The sequence below is a fragment of the Micromonospora sp. Utrum1 genome (assembly GCF_057197805.1).
This window is the reverse complement of sequence record NZ_CM170071.1, coordinates 2,653,928-2,672,151: the sequence shown is the minus strand read 5'-3', so window position 1 is coordinate 2,672,151 and position 18,224 is coordinate 2,653,928. Positions and strand designations below refer to the sequence as shown.

General features: G+C 69.0%; 16 protein-coding genes and 2 rRNA genes. 7 read left to right on the top strand and 11 right to left on the bottom strand.

The window, feature by feature from the left end; genetic code table 11:
- Nucleotides 1-49: 49 nt before the first annotated feature.
- From AC0OLQ_RS12795 to tyrS, 3 genes are all read right to left on the bottom strand, one after another.
- Nucleotides 50-3,157: ribosomal RNA gene (locus tag AC0OLQ_RS12795) — 23S ribosomal RNA — on the bottom strand.
- 375 nt (nt 3,158-3,532) lie between these two features.
- Nucleotides 3,533-5,047: ribosomal RNA gene (locus AC0OLQ_RS12790) — 16S ribosomal RNA — on the bottom strand.
- Together the 16S and 23S rRNA genes form the textbook arrangement of a ribosomal RNA operon.
- A gap of 644 nt (nt 5,048-5,691) precedes the next feature.
- On the bottom strand, nt 5,692-6,975 hold the full coding sequence (gene tyrS, locus AC0OLQ_RS12785; RefSeq protein ID WP_484531486.1) for a tyrosine--tRNA ligase: 1,284 nt from the start codon (nt 6,973-6,975) through the stop codon (nt 5,692-5,694).
- Between the two features lie 103 nt (nt 6,976-7,078).
- Between tyrS and AC0OLQ_RS12780 the strand changes: the two genes are divergently transcribed.
- From AC0OLQ_RS12780 to AC0OLQ_RS12765, 4 genes are all read left to right on the top strand, one after another.
- Nucleotides 7,079-7,462, top strand: coding sequence for a PaaI family thioesterase (locus AC0OLQ_RS12780; protein WP_484532336.1), 384 nt, complete (start codon nt 7,079-7,081; stop codon nt 7,460-7,462).
- Between the two features lie 83 nt (nt 7,463-7,545).
- The gene (locus AC0OLQ_RS12775) at nt 7,546-8,772 is read left to right on the top strand and encodes an NRAMP family divalent metal transporter (protein WP_484531485.1); all 1,227 of its coding nucleotides are present in this window, start codon (nt 7,546-7,548) and stop codon (nt 8,770-8,772) included.
- Nucleotides 8,769-9,149, top strand: coding sequence for a hypothetical protein (locus AC0OLQ_RS12770; protein ID WP_484531484.1), 381 nt, complete (start codon nt 8,769-8,771; stop codon nt 9,147-9,149). Before AC0OLQ_RS12775 ends, AC0OLQ_RS12770 begins: the two co-directional genes overlap by 4 nt.
- On the top strand, nt 9,136-9,453 hold the full coding sequence (locus tag AC0OLQ_RS12765) for a PRC-barrel domain containing protein (protein WP_484531483.1): 318 nt from the start codon (nt 9,136-9,138) through the stop codon (nt 9,451-9,453). The genes AC0OLQ_RS12770 and AC0OLQ_RS12765 overlap by 14 nt, the downstream gene beginning before the upstream one ends.
- A 3-nt stretch (nt 9,454-9,456) precedes the next feature.
- On the opposite strand, the gene AC0OLQ_RS12760 is transcribed toward AC0OLQ_RS12765, so the two are convergent.
- From AC0OLQ_RS12760 to AC0OLQ_RS12750, 3 genes are all read right to left on the bottom strand, one after another.
- On the bottom strand, nt 9,457-10,791 hold the full coding sequence (locus tag AC0OLQ_RS12760; protein ID WP_484531482.1) for a hemolysin family protein: 1,335 nt from the start codon (nt 10,789-10,791) through the stop codon (nt 9,457-9,459).
- A gap of 126 nt (nt 10,792-10,917) precedes the next feature.
- A complete protein-coding gene (locus tag AC0OLQ_RS12755) occupies nt 10,918-11,544 on the bottom strand; it encodes a hypothetical protein (RefSeq protein ID WP_484531481.1) in 627 nt (208 codons plus the stop codon).
- A gap of 10 nt (nt 11,545-11,554) precedes the next feature.
- Nucleotides 11,555-12,058, bottom strand: a complete 504-nt coding sequence (locus AC0OLQ_RS12750; protein ID WP_484531480.1) for a GNAT family N-acetyltransferase — start codon at nt 12,056-12,058, stop codon at nt 11,555-11,557.
- A 229-nt stretch (nt 12,059-12,287) separates the two neighbouring features.
- On the opposite strand from AC0OLQ_RS12750, the gene AC0OLQ_RS12745 reads away from it, so the two are divergent.
- Nucleotides 12,288-12,548, top strand: coding sequence for a hypothetical protein (locus tag AC0OLQ_RS12745; RefSeq protein ID WP_484531479.1), 261 nt, complete (start codon nt 12,288-12,290; stop codon nt 12,546-12,548).
- On the opposite strand, the gene AC0OLQ_RS12740 is transcribed toward AC0OLQ_RS12745, so the two are convergent.
- On the bottom strand, nt 12,512-12,988 hold the full coding sequence (locus AC0OLQ_RS12740) for a cyclic nucleotide-binding domain-containing protein (protein WP_484531478.1): 477 nt from the start codon (nt 12,986-12,988) through the stop codon (nt 12,512-12,514). The genes AC0OLQ_RS12745 and AC0OLQ_RS12740 overlap by 37 nt on opposite strands.
- Before the next feature lie 230 nt (nt 12,989-13,218).
- Here AC0OLQ_RS12740 and AC0OLQ_RS12735 point away from each other — a divergent pair, with 230 nt between their 5' ends.
- The gene (locus tag AC0OLQ_RS12735; protein ID WP_484531477.1) at nt 13,219-14,109 is read left to right on the top strand and encodes a universal stress protein; all 891 of its coding nucleotides are present in this window, start codon (nt 13,219-13,221) and stop codon (nt 14,107-14,109) included.
- Nucleotides 14,110-14,130: 21 nt separating this feature from the next.
- On the opposite strand, the gene AC0OLQ_RS12730 is transcribed toward AC0OLQ_RS12735, so the two are convergent.
- The 4 genes from AC0OLQ_RS12730 to AC0OLQ_RS12715 form a co-directional block, all read right to left on the bottom strand.
- Nucleotides 14,131-14,757 (bottom strand): FMN reductase, encoded by a 627-nt coding sequence (locus tag AC0OLQ_RS12730; RefSeq protein WP_484531476.1) that lies wholly within the window; start codon nt 14,755-14,757, stop codon nt 14,131-14,133.
- Nucleotides 14,754-15,893 carry an LLM class flavin-dependent oxidoreductase gene (locus tag AC0OLQ_RS12725; RefSeq protein ID WP_484531475.1) on the bottom strand — a complete coding sequence of 380 codons (1,140 nt, stop codon included), beginning with the start codon at nt 15,891-15,893 and terminating at the stop codon, nt 14,754-14,756. Before AC0OLQ_RS12725 ends, AC0OLQ_RS12730 begins: the two co-directional genes overlap by 4 nt.
- Nucleotides 15,894-16,032: 139 nt before the next feature.
- Nucleotides 16,033-16,308, bottom strand: a complete 276-nt coding sequence (locus AC0OLQ_RS12720) for a ubiquitin-like small modifier protein 1 (protein ID WP_484531474.1) — start codon at nt 16,306-16,308, stop codon at nt 16,033-16,035.
- Nucleotides 16,309-17,391, bottom strand: a complete 1,083-nt coding sequence (locus AC0OLQ_RS12715) for a WD40/YVTN/BNR-like repeat-containing protein (RefSeq protein ID WP_484531473.1) — start codon at nt 17,389-17,391, stop codon at nt 16,309-16,311.
- A gap of 143 nt (nt 17,392-17,534) precedes the next feature.
- Between AC0OLQ_RS12715 and AC0OLQ_RS12710 the strand changes: the two genes are divergently transcribed.
- The gene (locus tag AC0OLQ_RS12710; RefSeq protein ID WP_484531472.1) at nt 17,535-18,167 is read left to right on the top strand and encodes a DNA-3-methyladenine glycosylase; all 633 of its coding nucleotides are present in this window, start codon (nt 17,535-17,537) and stop codon (nt 18,165-18,167) included.
- Nucleotides 18,168-18,224 lie beyond the last annotated feature (57 nt).

The following is an 18,224-nucleotide window of genomic DNA, read 5'->3' as shown; positions in this document are numbered from 1 at the left end:
CGTGGTTGTTCGCTCGTTCAGAGTTGCACAGTGGACGCGTAGCAGCTTGGTAGTCAAGTCCTCGGCCTATTAGTACCGGTCAACTGAACCCGTTACCGGGCTTACATTTCCGGCCTATCAACCCAGTCGTCTAGCTGGGGGCCTTACCCCACAAAGTGGGTGGGATACCTCATCTTGAAGCGAGCTTCCCGCTTAGATGCTTTCAGCGGTTATCCCTTCCGAACGTAGCTAACCAGCCGTGCCCCTGGCGGGACAACTGGCACACCAGAGGTTCGTCCGTCCCGGTCCTCTCGTACTAGGGACAGCCCTTCTCAAGTATCCTACGCGCACGGCGGATAGGGACCGAACTGTCTCACGACGTTCTAAACCCAGCTCGCGTACCGCTTTAATGGGCGAACAGCCCAACCCTTGGGACCTGCTACAGCCCCAGGATGCGACGAGCCGACATCGAGGTGCCAAACCATCCCGTCGATATGGACTCTTGGGGAAGATCAGCCTGTTATCCCCGGGGTACCTTTTATCCGTTGAGCGACACCGCTTCCACATGCCAGTGCCGGATCACTAGTCCCGACTTTCGTCCCTGCTCGACCTGTCAGTCTCACAGTCAAGCTCCCTTGTGCACTTGCACTCAACACCTGATTGCCAACCAGGCTGAGGGAACCTTTGGGCGCCTCCGTTACCCTTTAGGAGGCAACCGCCCCAGTTAAACTACCCACCAGACACTGTCCCTGAACCGGATAACGGTCCGAAGTTAGATACCCAAATCAACCAGAGTGGTATTTCAAGATTGCCTCCCCACCAACTGGCGTTGATGGTTCACCGGCTCCCACCTATCCTACACAAGCTAATTCGGATACCAATGTCAAGCTATAGTAAAGGTCCCGGGGTCTTTCCGTCCTGCCGCGCGTAACGAGCATCTTTACTCGTAATGCAATTTCGCCGGGCCTGTGGTTGAGACAGTGGGGAAGTCGTTACGCCATTCGTGCAGGTCGGAACTTACCCGACAAGGAATTTCGCTACCTTAGGATGGTTATAGTTACCACCGCCGTTTACTGGCGCTTAAGTTCTCCGCTTCGCCCCGAAGAGCTAACAGGTCCCCTTAACGTTCCAGCACCGGGCAGGCGTCAGTCCATATACATCGAATTACTTCTTCGCATGGACCTGTGTTTTTAGTAAACAGTCGCTTCCCCCTGCTCTCTGCGGCCATACAACGCTCCACCCGCGCGGGGCTTCACGTCTCCGGCCCCCCTTCTCCCTAAGTTACGGGGGCAATTTGCCGAGTTCCTTAACCACAGTTCGCCCGATCGCCTCGGTATTCTCTACCTGACCACCTGTGTCGGTTTGGGGTACGGGCCGCTAAGAACTCGCTAGAGGCTTTTCTCGGCAGCATAGGATCACTGACTTCACCTGAATCGGCTCGGCATCACGTCTCAGCCTATATGCGCCGCGGATTTGCCTACGGCACGGCCTACACGCTTACCCCGGCACAACCACCGGCCGGGCTCAGCTACCTTCCTGCGTCACCCCATCGCTTGACTACTACCCGCCAGGTTCCCACGCTCCCCACCATTGACCCGAAGGTCGCCGGCGGTTCGGGTGGTTAGCACAACGAGGTTCGTCAGGGTCGCTCTTTCGCGGGTACGGGAATATCAACCCGTTGTCCATCGACTACGCCTCTCGGCCTCGCCTTAGGTCCCGACTCACCCAGGGCGGATTAGCCTGGCCCTGGAACCCTTGGTCATCCGGCGGAAGGGTTTCTCACCCTTCTTTCGCTACTCATGCCTGCATTCTCACTCGTGCCGCGTCCACAACTGGGTCACCCCGTTGCTTCACTCGCGGCACGACGCTCCCCTACCCATCCACACACCTGCACAAGGAATCAAGTCCCAGCGAGGTTGAAATGTGAATGCCACAGCTTCGGCGGTGTGCTTGAGCCCCGCTACATTGTCGGCGCGGAACCACTTGACCAGTGAGCTATTACGCACTCTTTAAAGGGTGGCTGCTTCTAAGCCAACCTCCTGGTTGTCTATGCGACCCCACATCCTTTTCCACTTAGCACACGCTTAGGGGCCTTAGCTGGTGATCTGGGCTGTTTCCCTCTCGACTACGAAGCTTATCCCCCGCAGTCTCACTGCCGCGCTCTCACTTACCGGCATTCGGAGTTTGGCTGATTTCGGTAAGCTTGTGGGCCCCCTAGACCATCCAGTGCTCTACCTCCGGCAAGAAACACGCGACGCTGCACCTAAATGCATTTCGGGGAGAACCAGCTATCACGGAGTTTGATTGGCCTTTCACCCCTAACCACAGGTCATCCCCCAACTTTTCAACGTTGGTGGGTTCGGCCCTCCACGCGGTCTTACCCGCGCTTCAGCCTGCCCATGGCTAGATCACTCCGCTTCGGGTCTAGAGCATGCGACTACAGCGCCCTATTCAGACTCGCTTTCGCTACGGCTCCCCCACACGGGTTAACCTCGCCACATGCCACTAACTCGCAGGCTCATTCTTCAAAAGGCACGCCGTCACCCCGCAAGGCTCCGACGGATTGTAGGCGAACGGTTTCAGGTACTATTTCACTCCCCTCCCGGGGTACTTTTCACCATTCCCTCACGGTACTCGTCCGCTATCGGTCACCAGGAAGTATTTAGGCTTACCAGGTGGTCCTGGCAGATTCACGGCAGATTTCAGGGGTCCGCCGCTACTCGGGAACACCCACAGAAGGTCAGCAACTTTCACCTACCGGACTATCACCGTCTACGGTCAGCCATTCCAGACTGTTCGACTAGCCACTGACTTTGTAACTCCTCGAGTGCATGTCAGTACACTCAGCGGGGTCCCACAACCCCGACCACGCAACCCCTGACAGGTATCACACGCAGCCGGTTTAGCCTAGATCCGCTTTCGCTCGCCACTACTCACGGAATCACTTGTTGTTTTCTCTTCCTACGGGTACTGAGATGTTTCACTTCCCCGCGTTCCCTCCACACACCCTATGTGTTCAGGTGTGGGTGACACCACATGACTGGTGCCGGGTTTCCCCATTCGGACACCCTGGGATCACAGCTTGGTTGACAGCTCCCCCAGGCCTATCGCGGCCTCCCACGTCCTTCATCGGCTCCTGGTGCCAAGGCATCCACCGTTCGCCCTTGACAACTTGACCACAAAGATGCTCGCGTCCACTGTGCAATTCTCAACAAACGACCAACCCACAACCTGATACGCCCCACACCAGCCCGGCAATTCCGCCGGCGGTATGCGAGGCCAGGTCATGCCTGGCAGCCTACGGAGCTCACGCTCCGCTCAAGGCTCTGAAAGACAACCAATGGTTGTTCCTTCAGGACCCAACAGGGTGCTTTACATCCTCCCCCAGCCGCACCAGGACCTCGTTCCACACCACCAGTGAAGGTGGCCGTACTAGAAGGAACCCAGCCGTTGCCAGGGAAAGACTCGCCAGTGTCTCCGCCATTGAGCACCCCGACCCGACATCCGCGGGCCGCGGGCTCCTTACACCCTTTCGGGTGAAGGTGCTCCTTAGAAAGGAGGTGATCCAGCCGCACCTTCCGGTACGGCTACCTTGTTACGACTTCGTCCCAATCGCCAGCCCCACCTTCGACGGCTCCCTCCACAAGGGTTGGGCCACCGGCTTCGGGTGTTGCCGACTTTCGTGACGTGACGGGCGGTGTGTACAAGGCCCGGGAACGTATTCACCGCAGCGTTGCTGATCTGCGATTACTAGCGACTCCGACTTCACGGGGTCGAGTTGCAGACCCCGATCCGAACTGAGACCGGCTTTTTGGGATTCGCTCCACCTCACGGTATCGCAGCCCATTGTACCGGCCATTGTAGCATGCGTGAAGCCCTGGACATAAGGGGCATGATGACTTGACGTCATCCCCACCTTCCTCCGAGTTGACCCCGGCAGTCTTCGATGAGTCCCCGCCATAACGCGCTGGCAACATCGAACGAGGGTTGCGCTCGTTGCGGGACTTAACCCAACATCTCACGACACGAGCTGACGACAGCCATGCACCACCTGTGACCGCCCCCGAAGGACCCGACATCTCTGCCGGTTTTGCGGCCATGTCAAACCCAGGTAAGGTTCTTCGCGTTGCATCGAATTAATCCGCATGCTCCGCCGCTTGTGCGGGCCCCCGTCAATTCCTTTGAGTTTTAGCCTTGCGGCCGTACTCCCCAGGCGGGGCGCTTAATGCGTTAGCTGCGGCACAGGGAACCGGAGAGGCCCCCCACACCTAGCGCCCAACGTTTACAGCGTGGACTACCAGGGTATCTAATCCTGTTCGCTCCCCACGCTTTCGCTCCTCAGCGTCAGTATCGGCCCAGAGACCCGCCTTCGCCACCGGTGTTCCTCCTGATATCTGCGCATTTCACCGCTACACCAGGAATTCCAGTCTCCCCTACCGAACTCTAGCCTGCCCGTATCGACTGCAGGCCCGCAGTTGAGCTGCGGGTTTTCACAGTCGACGCGACAAGCCGCCTACGAGCTCTTTACGCCCAATAAATCCGGACAACGCTCGCGCCCTACGTCTTACCGCGGCTGCTGGCACGTAGTTGGCCGGCGCTTCTTCTGCAGGTACCGTCACTTACGCTTCGTCCCTGCTGAAAGAGGTTTACAACCCGAAGGCCGTCATCCCTCACGCGGCGTCGCTGCATCAGGCTTCCGCCCATTGTGCAATATTCCCCACTGCTGCCTCCCGTAGGAGTCTGGGCCGTGTCTCAGTCCCAGTGTGGCCGGTCGCCCTCTCAGGCCGGCTACCCGTCGTCGCCTTGGTAGGCCATCACCCCACCAACAAGCTGATAGGCCGCGAGCCCATCCCAGGCCGAAAAACTTTCCACCAAGCCTCATGCGAGGCCAGGTCATATTCGGTATTAGCCCCGGTTTCCCGGGGTTATCCCAAAGCCTAGGGCAGGTTGCTCACGTGTTACTCACCCGTTCGCCGCTCGAGTACCCCGAAGGGCCTTTCCGCTCGACTTGCATGTGTTAAGCACGCCGCCAGCGTTCGTCCTGAGCCAGGATCAAACTCTCCAACAAAAATCTTTGTTGAACAATCATCCTGACAACAAAAGTGTTGCCAAAGGAATCCCAACCAGCCAAACCAAAAGGCCTGACCAGTCCGGGGTATAAATCAATTTGGCACTGGCTTAACAAGCACCCTGTTGAGTTCTCAAAGAACAACCACACACCATCCGGAAACCCCGCACCAGCAGGACCCCCGTCCGGGGCATTTCGTTCAACCGCCCGCCGCTCTCGCGCCGGGCACTTTTACTACGTTACCCGGCGGTTTCCGCGGTGTCAAACCGGTGTTTCGCGGTTTGTCATTGCTTCCACCCTTTTGCCGGGCACCACTATTCGACCGACTCGCGCCGGGCGCCTCGTGGATTTCGGCAGGACGGCCGCCGCGGTTTCCCGCTCGCTCGTCCGTGTCCCTGCCGGTCGACAACCTTACCCGGTCGGTTCCGCCTCGCCAAATCCGCCTCGCGGCGGATCCGGGGCACCGCCCGGTCCGGGTTCCGATGGAGTCAACCATCCTCGCCCGGCGGTCATTCCCGCGCTCCGGCCTCTCAGGTCTTTCGCCTGTTTCGTCCGTTCCGCGCTGGCAGAGAGAAAGTTACGCGCCCAGCGGATTGATCGTCAAATCCGCTGGGCGCGTCCCGCGTCACACTGTCGACGGAGAGCTATTTGCGCAGCTCAACGCCCGCGAACGAGCGCTTGCCCCGGCGCAGCACGAGGTAGCGGCCGTGCAGCAGGTCCGCCGGCGACACCGTCGCGTCCACCTCGGCGATGCGGACGTTGTTGACGTAGGCGCCGCCCTCGGCGATGACCCGCCGGGCCTCCTTCATGCTCGGTACCAGGCCCGACTCCTTGAGCAGGCCCGCGACGTCGGGCAGCTCGTCGAGGTGCACCAGACCGGCCTCGGTAAGCGCGGCGCGCAGGGTCTCCGGGGACAGCTCCTCCAGCGAGCCGCGACCGAAGAGCGCCTGACTGGCCGCGACGGCCTGGGCCATCTCCCGCTCCCCGTGCACCAGGGTGGTCAGCTCCTCGGCGAGCGCCCGCTGGGCGAGCCGCGCCTGCGGCCGTTCCGCCGTGGCCTTCTCCAACTCCTCCAGCTCCTCACGGGAGCGGAAGCTGAAGTAGCGCAGGTAGCGGGTGACGTCGCGGTCGTCGGCGTTGACCCAGAACTGGTAGAAGGCGTACGGGCTGGTCATCTCCGGGTCGAGCCAGACCGCGCCGGTCTCGCTCTTGCCGAACTTGGTGCCGTCGGACTTGGTGACCAGCGGGGTGGTGAACGCCTCCACCGGGCCGGCGCCACGGCGGCGGATGTAGTCCACCCCGGCGGTGATGTTGCCCCACTGGTCCGAGCCGCCGTACTGGAGCTGGCAGCCGTGCCGGCGGTGCAGTTCGAAGAAGTCGTTGGCCTGCAGGAGCTGGTAGCTGAACTCGGTGAAGCTGATGCCGGACTCCAGCCGGGCCCGCACCACCTCGCGGGCCAGCATCTTGTTCACCGGGAAGTGCTTGCCGACGTCGCGCAGGAACTCCACCACCGACATCTCGCCGGTCCAGTCCAGGTTGTTGACCAGCCGGGCCGCGTTCTCCCCGGTGTACGAGACGAACGGGGCGAGCTGGTCGTGGATGCGCTGGACCCAGCCGGCCACCACCTCGGGCGGGTTGAGGGTCCGCTCCGCGGTCTCCTTCGGGTCCCCGATCTGGCCGGTGGCGCCGCCGACCAGCAGCAGCGGCCGGTGCCCGGCGAGCTGGAGCCGGCGCGCGGTGATGACCTGCATGAGGTGGCCGACGTGCAGGCTGGGCGCGGTCGGATCGAAGCCCACATAGAAGGTGGCCACCCCGCCGTCGAGCAGCTCGCGCAGCTCGTCGAGGCCGGTCGAGTCCTGGATCAGGCCCCGCCACAGCAGGTCTTCGGTCAGGGAGTCCCGCGCCTGCGGGAGGTTGCTGTCGGTCACGGCTACCGATTCTCCCCCATCACCGGCCTCGGCCCGTACCGGGTTTGCCGAAGGCGGGCGACTAGGCTGGCGGCTCCACCGACAGGAGGGGGCCGCCGTGGAGATGCCGGACGTGACCGGGGGCTTCGTCGCCCTGTTGGGTCTGAAGTTCGACGAGGTGAGCGGGGACCGGGTGGCGATCCGCTGGCAGGTCCGTCCGGAGCTGCACCAGCCGTACGGGATCCAGCACGGTGGGGTCTACTGCTCGGTGGTGGAGACGGCGGCCAGCATCGGCGGCGCGCTGTGGCTGGGTGACAAGGGCAAGGTCGTCGGGGTCTCCAACCAGACCGACTTCCTGCGGGCCGTCCGCGACGGCGAGCTGACCGCGGTCGGCACCCCGATCCACCGGGGCCGCAGCCAGCAGCTCTGGCTCGTGGAGATCACCGACGAGGGCGGCCGGCTGGTCGCGCGCGGCCAGGTGCGGCTGCAGAACCTCACCGCCGCCTGATCCCGGGCTGGCCGATTCGCCCGAGAACGGGGATCTGACGCCGATATCGTCGCGTCGATGAGACCGCCCGTTCCCGAGCCGACGTGAGGAAGCTCCTCGCGGCCACGCTCGGCGTGCTCTCCGCCGTCGGCGGTTTCGTCGACATCGGCGACCTGGTGGCGGCGAGCCAGGCCGGCGCCCGCTTCGGGATGGCCCACTCCTGGGTGCTGCTCGTCGGGGTGGTGGGCATCTGCGCGTACGCGGAAATGGCCGGCCGGATCGCGGCGGTGAGCGGCCGGGCGGTGTTCGACCTGGTCCGGGAGCGGCTGGGGCCGCGGGTGGCGCTGCTCAACCTGGTCGCCTCCTGGCTGGTCACGGTGATCACCCTGGCCGCCGAGCTGGGCGGGGTGGCGCTGGCGTTGCAGCTCGCGACCGGGTTGAGCTACCTGCTCTGGGTGCCGGTGGCCGCGGTGGCGGTCTGGCTGGTGCTGTGGCGGATGCGCTTCGCGCTGATGGAACGGGTCTTCGGGCTGGCCGGGCTGGCGCTGCTGGTCTTCGCGGTGGCGCTGTTCGCGCTGCCCACCGACTGGGCGGAGCTCGGGCACGGGGCGCTGCGGATCAGCTCCGCCGGCGAGGGCTGGTCGGTGTACTGGTTCGTGGCGGTGGCCCTGTTCGCCTCGACGGTCAGCCCGTACGAGGTGTTCTTCTTCTCCTCCGGCGGGGTCGAGGAGCGGTGGAGCGCCGCCGACCTGGCGCACGCCCGGTCGAACGTGCTGATCGGCTTCCCGGTCGGCGGCTTCCTGGCGCTGTCGTTGATCGCCGTGGCGACGGTTGCCTACCACCCGTCGGGGGCGTCGCTGGACACCCTCGACCAGGTGGCTCGGCCGGTGGTGACCGCGCTGGGCGGGGCCGGCCTGGCCGTCGCGGTGCTGGCGTTCTTCGCGGTGACCTTCGGGGCGGCGTTGGAGACCGGGCTGTCGGCGGCGTACGCGGCGTCGCAGTACTTCGGCTGGCAGTGGGGCAAGCGGGTCAGCCCGCGGGAGGCGGCCCGGTTCCACAGCGTGCTGCTCGTCGGGCTGCTGCTGGGGGTGCTGCTTCTGATGACCGCCGTGGACCCGGTCCGGCTCACCGAGTACATGCTGGTGCTCAGCGCGGTGGTGCTGCCGCTGACCTACCTGCCGATCCTCGTGGTGGCGAATGATCGCAACTACCTCGGCGACCGGGTCAACGGGTGGTGGACGAACCTGCTCGGGGCGGTGTTCCTGCTGCTCATCGTCGCCGCCTCGGTGGCGGCGATCCCCCTGGCGATCATCACGAGGATGGGGCGATGAGGATCCAGCTCGCCAAACAGTTGCTCGACCGGCAGATCGTCGACGTCGACGGCCGGCTCGTCGGCCGGGTCGACGACATCGCGCTCGCCATCGACGAGGAGGGCTACCCGTACGTGGACTGCCTGCTCAGCGGCCAGGCGGCGCTCGGGCAGCGGATCGGCGGCCGGATCGGGCGGCTCCTGGTGGCCGTCGCGGACCGGTTCACCGACGACCCGCCGGTGCCGCCGCTGCGCATCCCGCTCACCCAGATCGACCGGGTGGACAGCGTGGTGCGGCTGCGCTGCCCGGCGGCCGACCTGCCGCCCTCGCCGGTGGAGTCCTGGCTGCGCCGGCACCTGATCGACCGGATTCCGGGGGCGAACCGTGCGGGCGGGTGAGCTGCTCGGCCGGACCGCGTACGACCTGCGCGGGCGGCGGTTGGGCCGGGTGGTCGACGTGGTGGTGCGGGGCGGCTGGCCGCCGGAGCGGCTGCGGGTCACGGACGTGATCGTCGCGGGCCACTGGTGGACCCGGGTCACCAGCCGGCTGATCGGGCCGGAGCGGCACCCGTCGGGACCGTGGCTGCTGCGCGCGATGACCCGGGTGCTGGGGCGCAGCACCCGTCAGGTGTCCGCCGACTCGGTGCAGTTGCTCCCGCCGGTGCCGGACTTCCCGTTCGGCCCGCCGGCCGAGCACCGCTGAGGGTCAGCCGCGCGCCTGGTCGAGCACCGGGGCGTCGGCGGCGTCGGCGTCCTCGGGACGGTCACGGCGGACGTGCCGGCGGACCCGGACCTCGGTGATGGCGTGATGGTCGACGCCGCCCACGGCGAGGTCCCAGCCGTCGACCCGGACCCGCTCCCCGGCCACCGTGGGGATGTGCCCGAGGCAGATGAGCACCAGCCCGGCGATGGTGGTGTAGTCGCCGGCGGGGCGGTTGGGCAGCTCGACGCCGAGGTCGGTGAGGTCGTGCACCGGGAAGGTGCCGGGCAGCACCAGCGTCCCGTCCTCCTCGGTGCGCACCGAGCTGAGGTCCCGGTCGGTCTCGTCGTAGATCTCGCCGACGATTTCCTCGAGGATGTCCTCCAGGGTGACGATGCCGTCGACCGCGCCGCGCTCGTCGACCACCAGCGCGATGTGCTGGCGCTCCGCTTTGAACTGGCGCAGCGCGTCGACCACCGGCAGCGAGTCCGGCAGCAGCATGGGCGGCCGGGCGATCTCGTCCACCGGCCGGTCGTCGGGGACGCCGACCAGGTCGCGCAGGTGGATCACCCCGACCGCGTCGTCCAGGCCACCGTGCCGGACCACCGGCGCCCGGGAGTGGCCGGTCGCGGCCAGGACCAGCCGGGCGGCCTCCGCGGTCGTCCCGCTGTCCAGGGTGAAGACCTGCAACCGGGGTACGAGCACCGCGCGCAGTTGCCGGTCCGCGATCTCCACGGCGCCGGCGATGATGGTGCGCTGCTCCTTGGTGAAGCCGTGGTTGCCGGCCACGATGTCGCGCAGCTCGTCCGGGCCGATCTCGTCCGGCTCGTGCTTCGGGTTCAGCCCGAACAGGCGGACCACCAGGTCGCTGGTGGCGCCGAGGGCCCAGACCGCCGGGCGGGTGAGGGCGGCCAGCAGGTCGAGCGGGCGGGCCACGACGAGGGCCCACCGCTCGGCGGACTGCATGGCGATCCGCTTCGGCGCCAGCTCGCCGAAGACCAGGGTGACGAAGGTGAGCGCCAGGGTGACCGCGACGATGGCGACCGTCTCGGCGGCGTCGCCGAACACCCCGAGCAGTGGGACGAGGGGCTTCGCGAGGGACACCGCCGCGGCGGCGGAGGCCAGGAAGCCGGCCAGGGTGATGCCGATCTGGATGGTGGCGAGGAACCGGTTGGGGTCCTTGGCGAGCCGGGCCAGGGTGCGGCCGGCGCGGCTGCCGCGTTCCAGCCGCTGGAGCTGGCTGTCGCGCAGCGAGACCAGGGCCATCTCGCTGCCGGCGAAGGCCGCGTTGACGATCACCAGAACTCCGACCAGGGCCAGCTGGCTCCAGTAGCTCTGCACGCCCGGTTCTCTCCCCCTCGACCCGCCCCGGGCCGGCCGCCATGGCCGCCCCGTCGCCGACCGGTGCCGGGCGGCGTCGCCCCTCTGTGCCCCGCGGGCGGGCCGGGCAATCCTCCGGGCGGCCGATCAGGCGGGCGCGGACAGGTCCAGCACGTACGCGTCGCCCTCGGGGCGGAAGCCGAGCCGGTGGTAGTAGGGGGCGACCATGCCGCGCGGGCTGACCACCCGGCGGAAGCCCCGGTCGGTGAAGAGCCGGCTGCGCCGGTAGACGAACTCGCCCGGGGTGAAGTCGCGGAACGGCGGGGTCACGTAGTCGAGGTCGATCTGTGCCACCCCGCCGGGCTCGGCGTGCGAGACCACCACGCCGACCACCTCGTCGGCGCGGACCACCAGGAACGCCGAGCGGTCGGCGGCGGCCGGGTCCCAGTGGAAGTCCGGGTTGAACCGGGCGATGTCGGCGGCGTGCACCCGCAGGGTGTGGGCCAGGAAGGCGTCGCCGGTGCCCACCTCGACCACCTCGTAGGTCCGCTCGTCGTGCCGGGTGGCGAGCATCTTCCGCAGGTACCACACGTTGATCACGGCGAGCACGACGTTGAGCCCGACCATGGGCCACACGTGCACGGCGGCGTTGTAGCCGATCAGGATGAGGCAGCCGAGCAGGTTGAGCGCGCGCAGCCGCAGGAGGCGGGTCTGCAGCAGCGACCAGACCAGCAGCGCGGAGCCGGCCCAGCCGACGAGTTCCAGCCAGTTCACCCCGGGGAGACTAGTGGTCGCCCTGGTCAGCCGCCTCGCCGGGCAGCTCCAGGACGTACTCCTCGACCTCGGCGCCGCGGCCCTCGGCGTATCCGGAGTCCTCGCCGACCACCACGAAGCCGCACTTGCGCAGCACGGCGAGGGAGGCGGCGTTGTCCTTGGCGGCGCGCGCGTGCACCGGCCGCTGCGGCAGCTCGCGCAGCAGCGCGGCGAGCGCGGCGGTGGCGTGCCCCCGGCCCCAGCGGGCCGGGTCGATCCAGTAGCTGACCTCGGTGCGCTCCCCCACCGGGAACGCGGCCACGCGGCCGACCACCGCGCCGTCGACGGTCACGGTGCGGTTGACGATGCGCGGATCGGCGCGGATGCGCGCCCAGTGTGCGTCGAAGGCGGCCCGGTCGGCCGGATCCTTGGGGCCGAAGGCGGCCATCCAGTTGGCCTGCGGATCCTGCTCGTGGGCGAAGAACGCGGGCAGGTCCTCGTCACGTACCGGGCGGAGCCGCACCTCACTGGTCACCGCCGGAGGATAACCGGGGCCACCGACAGGACCGGGACGTCCGACGCGGTCCGCGTCCGGCTGCGCCGCCCCGCCTCCGGTATCGGGGCGAGGCAGTCCGCCGACGGGCGGACGTCAGGTCACCCGGGCGATGGACCGGCGCCGGGATCGGCGCCGGACGAGCCGGGTGGGAGCAGAGGATCCACGGGTGAACAGGATGCTTCAGCGCCCGCGCAGGCGAGCTCTTTCGATGCGCACCCTCCGACCTTCCGTCACCGGGCCGACGGCGGCCGGCCCGCGGGCCCTGGGCCCGACGGCGGCCGCGCCGCTGGCGCTCGCCGCGGCGGCGCTCGGCGCGGTGGCGATCGGCCGGCTGATGATCGCCCGCCTGGCCGTCCGGCGGGCGGTGATCCGGGAGCTGCGGATCGGCCGGCTGGAGGTGGACGACCTGGTCGTCCACCGGCACACGGTCGGTCAGCCGGTCGGCGGCAGCACCGCCGGGAGATCGTAGAGGTCGAGCAGGCGGACCCGGGCGGCCTGGAGCCGGTCCACCACGACGCTCATGAAGCGGGTGGTGAGCTGCCGGCCCAGCGCGTCGTCGGACTCCATCAGCCGGCGCACGCCCGCGGCGCTGAGTTCGACCGCGGTGCTGCGCTGGACGGCGACAGCGCCGAACTGCCAGCGGTAGGGCGGGAAGAGCCAGGACCAGCCGAGCACCCCGCCCGGGCCGATCGTCTCGATCCCCACGTCACCGCGGCGGGGCACCGGGAAGTCCAGCGCCACCTGGCCGCCGCGGACCAGCCAGAACCTCTCGGCCGGCTGCCCGGCGCGGAACAGCCGGTGCCCGGGGTGCCAGACCACCGGGCGGGCGTAGCCGGTCAGCGGGGACAGCCACTCCTCGGGCAGCCCGGCGAGGAAGGGGTGTGCGCGGAGCATCTCCAGCGGGGTCATCGGTCGCTCGCCTCCCAGGTGGGACGAGGAACCCGGCCGCCCACCGGGTCCCGGTGGGTGCGGGTCACTGTCGGGCCGGATCGTCCCGACTCCAGCTGACACCCGTCCGGCCCGAACCGCCAGGGCCGTTGGTCCCGGGCCGCGCGGGCGCAAGGCCTCCGCCGGCGGCCGTCGGAGTTCGGGCGCCACGGGCCCGGCTGTCGTCGACAATGGGCGGAGCCACCGGAAGGATGCCGATGAACCGACCTGTCGTGGTGGGTGTCGACGGATCGTCGACCAGTCTCACCGCCGCCGAACACGCCGCCCGGGCCGCCGTCGCGCGGTCCCGGCCGCTGCACCTGGTGCACGGCTACCTGCACCCGCTCGGCTACGGCGTGCCGCTCAACCCGTACGACCTCGGGGTGCCGGCGCCGACCGCGGAATCGCGGAAGATGCTGGAGCAGGCGGCCGCCGAGCTGGTCGACCGGCATCCGACCCTGCGGGTGGAGGTGCGCCAGGTGGCCGGCGGCCCGGGCGTCACCCTGATCGAGGAATCCCGCCGGGCCGAGCTCGTGGTGGTGGGCAGCCGGGGCGTGGGCGGCTTCGCCGGGCTGCTGCTCGGCTCGGTCAGCAACCAGGTGGCGCAGCACGCGCACTGCCCGGTACTGGTGGTCCGCCCGGCGGAGCAGCCCATCCCGGTGCGGGGGCCGGTGCTGGTCGGGGTCGACGGCTCCGAGTCGGCCGGGTACGCCGTCCGGCTCGCCGCCGACGAGGCGGTCCGCCGGGACGCCGACCTGGTGCTGGTGCACGTGCGCGTGCCGGAGCGGGGCGCGGTGGCGCCGGAGGCCGCGGCGGAATCCACCGCCGCGGCGCAGGCCGAGTCGGCGGAGCTGCTGGCCGGGGCCGCCGCCCGGATCCGCACGGACCATCCGGTGCTGAGCGTGGTCGAGCGGCCCATGCGGGGCGAGTCCCCGGAGCGGGCGCTGATCGAGGCGAGCGGGGAGGCGGCGCTGGTGGTGGTCGGCTCCCGGGGCCGGGGTGGCTTCGCCGGGCTGCTGCTCGGCTCGGTCAGCCAGGCGCTGGTGCAGCACGCCCACTGCCCGGTGCTGGTGGCCCACCCCTACGAGCCGGCCGACGACTGAGGTCGCCGGCCGGCGTCGGGGTCAGGCCCCGTTGCGGCCGGCGAGCAGGTCCTCGAAGCTGGTGGTGAGGGCGAACGGGTCGGCCGGGCCGGTCGCCGCCGGGCGGCGGTCCACCTGCTCGGCCAGCTCGATCCCGGCCCGCCGGATCCGGGCCCGCAGCGCGCTGTCCTCGCCGTCGCCGGCCCAGTCCTCCGGCGCGGCGAAGACCGCCGTCGGCATCACCACCGCCCGCAGGTACGCGAACATCGGCCGGACCGCGTGCTCCAGGGCGAGCGAGTGCCGGGCGGTGCCGCCGGTGGCGCCGATCAGCACCGGCCGGTCGGCCAGCGCCTCCTTCTCCACCACGTCGAAGAACGACTTGAACAGCCCGCTGTACGAGGCGGTGAAGATCGGGGTGACGGCGATCAGACCGTCGGCCCCGGCCACGGTGTCCAGCGCCGCGCGCAGGGCAGCCGGCGGGAATCCGGTGAGCAGGTGGTTGACCACGTCGTGGGCGTGCTCGCGCAGCTCCACGGTGTGGATCTCCACCTCGGCGCCGCGCCGGACCAGCTCGTCGCGGGCGGCCGCGGCGAGCTGGTCGGCGAGCAGCCGGGTCGACGAGGGCTGACCGAGGCCGGCCGAGACGACCGCCAGGGTCCGCCGGGTCATCGGTCCTCCTCGGGCGCCTTGCCGGTCACGTCGTCGACGGCGTGGACCGGGCTGTCCTTGGCGCCGCCTGCCGCGGCCAGCAGCGAGGCGTGCGTCGGCGCCTCGGGCACGTGCGCGGGACGCAGCGAGTCGAACTCCTTGCGCAGCACGGGAACGACCTCCTCGCCCAGGAGGTCGAGCTGCTCCAGGACGGTCTTCAGCGGCAGCCCGGCGTGGTCCATCAGGAAGAGCTGGCGCTGGTAGTCGCCGACGTACTCGCGGAAGCCCAGCGTCCGGTCGATGACCTGCTGCGGGCTGCCCACGGTCAGCGGGGTCTCCCGGGTGAACTCCTCCATCGACGGCCCGTGCCCGTAGACCGGGGCGTTGTCGAAGTACGGCCGGAACTCGCGTACCGCGTCCTGCGAGTTCTTCCGCATGAAGACCTGGCCGCCGAGGCCGACAATGGCCTGGTCCGCGGAGCCGTGGCCGTAGTGCGCGAAGCGCTGCCGGTAGAGGTCCACCATCCGCTGGGTGTGCTCCTTCGGCCAGAAGATGTGGTTGGCGAAGAAGCCGTCGCCGTAGTAGGCGGCCTGCTCGGCGATCTCGGGGCTGCGGATCGAGCCGTGCCAGACGAACGGCGGCACGCCGTCGAGCGGGCGTGGGGTCGAGGTGAACGACTGCAGCGGGGTGCGGAACCGGCCCTTCCAGTCGACCACGTCCTCGCGCCACAGCCGGCGCAGCAGGTCGTAGTTCTCGATGGCGAGCGGGATGCCGTTGCGGATGTCCTGCCCGAACCAGGGGTAGACCGGGCCGGTGTTGCCGCGGCCCATCATCAGGTCCACCCGGCCGTCGGCCAGGTGCTGCAGCATCGCGTAGTCCTCGGCGAGCTTCACCGGGTCGTTGGTGGTGATCAGCGTGGTCGCGGTGGACAGCAGCAGCCGCTCGGTGCGGGCCGCGATGTGGCCGAGCAGGGTGGTGGGCGACGACGGCACGAACGGCGGGTTGTGGTGCTCGCCGGTGGCGAACACGTCCAGCCCGACCTCCTCGGCCTTCAGCGCGATGGCCACCATGGCCTTGATCCGCTCATGCTCGGACGGCAGCCGCCCGTTGGTCGGGTCGACCGTGACGTCGCCGACGGTGAAGACTCCGAACTGCATGACCAGCTCCTTGCGTGGGGTCCGGACCGATGCGGCCCGGAATCGCTGCGCACAACATATTTGACGCAGCAACTATTCCGCCCCGGCCCCACCGCCGCGTGGCCCGGCTCACCCACGGCACGCCCGCAGTGAGGGTGGTTCAGCCGCCGGCCACCGAGGGCAGCACCTGCACCTCGGCGCCGTCGGCGACCGCCGCGTCCAGGCCACCGACGTGGCGGCAGTCCTCGCCGTCGACGTAGACGTTGACGTACCGGCGCAGCTCGCCGCGCTCGTCGCGGATCCGGCGGGCCAGCCGGGGCCAGGCGGTGGCCAGCTCGTCGAGGACCGCGCGCAGCGTGCCGGTGGCGGCCACAGTCAGCCGGCCCTCGCCGCCGGTCTCGGCGCGGAGCGGCCCGGGCAGCAGCACAGTGACCACTCAGACCTCCACGGCCCGGACGCAGAGCACGTCCGGCAGGTGCGCGGCGACCAGCGACCAGGAGTCGCCGTCGTCGGCGCTGGCGTAGACCTCGCCCGAGCGGGTGCCGAAGTAGACCCCGGCCGGGTCGTGGTCGTCGGCGCACATGGCGTCGCGCAGCACCGAGGGATAGAAGGGCCCCTCGGGCAGGCCGGCGGTGAGCGGCTCCCAGCTCTCGCCCGCGTCGGCCGAGCGGTAGACCCGGCAGCGCCGGTCGACCGGGAACCGCTCGGCATCGGCGGTCAGCGGGAAAGCGTAGACCGTGCCCGGGCGGGAGGGGTGGGCGACGATCGGGAAGCCGAAGTCGCTGGGCAGGCCCGCGGCGATCGAGGTCCAGCTGCGGCCGTCGTCGTCGGAACGGTAGACGCCGTGGTGGTTCTGCGCGTACAGCCGGGCGGGGTGGCCGGCGTCGCGGGCGATCTTGTGGACGCACTGGCCGAACTCGGGCCACTCGTCGGGGAGGAAGTACGCCCGGATGCCGGTGTTGCCCGGCGCCCAGCTCGCCCCCGCGTCCTCGGTGCGGTAGACCCCGCCGGTGGACATCGCCACCGTCATCCGGGCCGGGTCGCTCGGGTGCGGGAGCACGCTGTGGACGGCCTGGCCGCCGAAGCCCGCGCCCCACCGCTCCCGGTGCGGGTGGTCCCAGAGCGCCCGGACCAGGCTGAAGCTGCGCCCGCCGTCCTGGGAGCGGAACAGCGCGGACGGTTCGGTGCCCGCCCACACCACGTCGGGCTGGTCCGGGCCCGCCGGGGTGAGCTGCCAGACCCGCCCCAGGCTGGCCCCGGTCTCGGCCGGGAACGCCACCGGCGCCTGCTCCGGCTCCTGCCAGGAGTCGCCCAGGTCGTCGCTGGTGGCCACGCTGGGGCCGAAGTGCGAGCTGGTCATGCCGGCCAGCAGCCGGGGCCGGTCGGGGCGCTTGTCGACGGCGACCGCGTAGACCCCGGTCATCGGGAAGTGCGGGCCGCTCACCGCCCAGTCGCGCCGGTCGGGGCTGGTGGCCAGGAAGAGGCCCTTGCCGGTGCCGATCGCGAGCAGGGTCGCCATGACGTCCTCCATCGTCGGGGTGCCGTGATTATCGCCACACCCACCGACAGGATTCCCACCCGACGCGCCCAGCGCCGGTCACCGTCCGGCGGCGTCATCGCTGTCGGTTTGTCGATCGCCGGTTTCCGTCGTTTCCTGGACCGGTGGACTACTCCTGGCTTCATGCTCCCGCCGCAGAGGTGCCCGAGACGGCGCAGACGCTCCTCGGCTGGGAGCTCTCGGCCGGGGGCGTCCGGATCAGGCTGACCGAGGTCGAGGCGTACGCGGGCACCGGCGAAGACCCCGCCTCGCATGCTCATCGGGGGCCCACCCCCAGGACCAGGGTCATGTTCGGGCCGCCCGGGCATGCCTACACCTACTTCGTGTTCGGCGTTCACTGGTGCTTGAACATCGTCTGCGGCCGGGAGGGAGAGGCGGCGGCGGTGCTGCTGCGAGCGGGCGAGGTCGTGGACGGCTTGGACCTGGCCCGCAAGCGCCGCGGGGAGGTGGCGGACCGCGACCTCGCGCGGGGGCCGGCTCGGCTGGTCGTCGCGCTGGGAGTCAGCGCCGAAGCGAACGGCACTTCGGTCCTCGACGGGACGGGCCCGCTCCTGTTGACGCCACCCACCCGTCCGGTTGCGCCGGCAGCAATCTCCGCAGGCCCGCGGGTCGGGGTGGCCGCTGCGCACGACGTTCCATGGCGTTTCTGGATCACCGGTGATGCCACGGTGAGCACCTACCGTCGTCACGTACCCAGGCGTCGAAATGGAGAGCGGACCGCCGGGCCTCGCGCGTAGGCGATCTCTCGACCGTCGTCGGCCGAGCCGCTGGGACGCCATCGACGCGGCGCCCCA

Coding starts and splice junctions, on each gene's coding strand:
- AC0OLQ_RS12780 (WP_484532336.1), top strand. CDS start 7,079: ATGCCGGACGTGACCGGGGGCTTCGTCGCCCTGTTGGGTCTGAAGTTC.
- AC0OLQ_RS12745 (WP_484531479.1), top strand. CDS start 12,288: ATGCGCACCCTCCGACCTTCCGTCACCGGGCCGACGGCGGCCGGCCCG.
- AC0OLQ_RS12730 (WP_484531476.1), bottom strand. CDS start 14,757: ATGACCCGGCGGACCCTGGCGGTCGTCTCGGCCGGCCTCGGTCAGCCC.
- AC0OLQ_RS12725 (WP_484531475.1), bottom strand. CDS start 15,893: ATGCAGTTCGGAGTCTTCACCGTCGGCGACGTCACGGTCGACCCGACC.
- AC0OLQ_RS12735 (WP_484531477.1), top strand. CDS start 13,219: ATGCCGATGAACCGACCTGTCGTGGTGGGTGTCGACGGATCGTCGACC.
- AC0OLQ_RS12715 (WP_484531473.1), bottom strand. CDS start 17,391: ATGGCGACCCTGCTCGCGATCGGCACCGGCAAGGGCCTCTTCCTGGCC.
- AC0OLQ_RS12740 (WP_484531478.1), bottom strand. CDS start 12,988: ATGACCCCGCTGGAGATGCTCCGCGCACACCCCTTCCTCGCCGGGCTG.
- AC0OLQ_RS12770 (WP_484531484.1), top strand. CDS start 8,769: ATGAGGATCCAGCTCGCCAAACAGTTGCTCGACCGGCAGATCGTCGAC.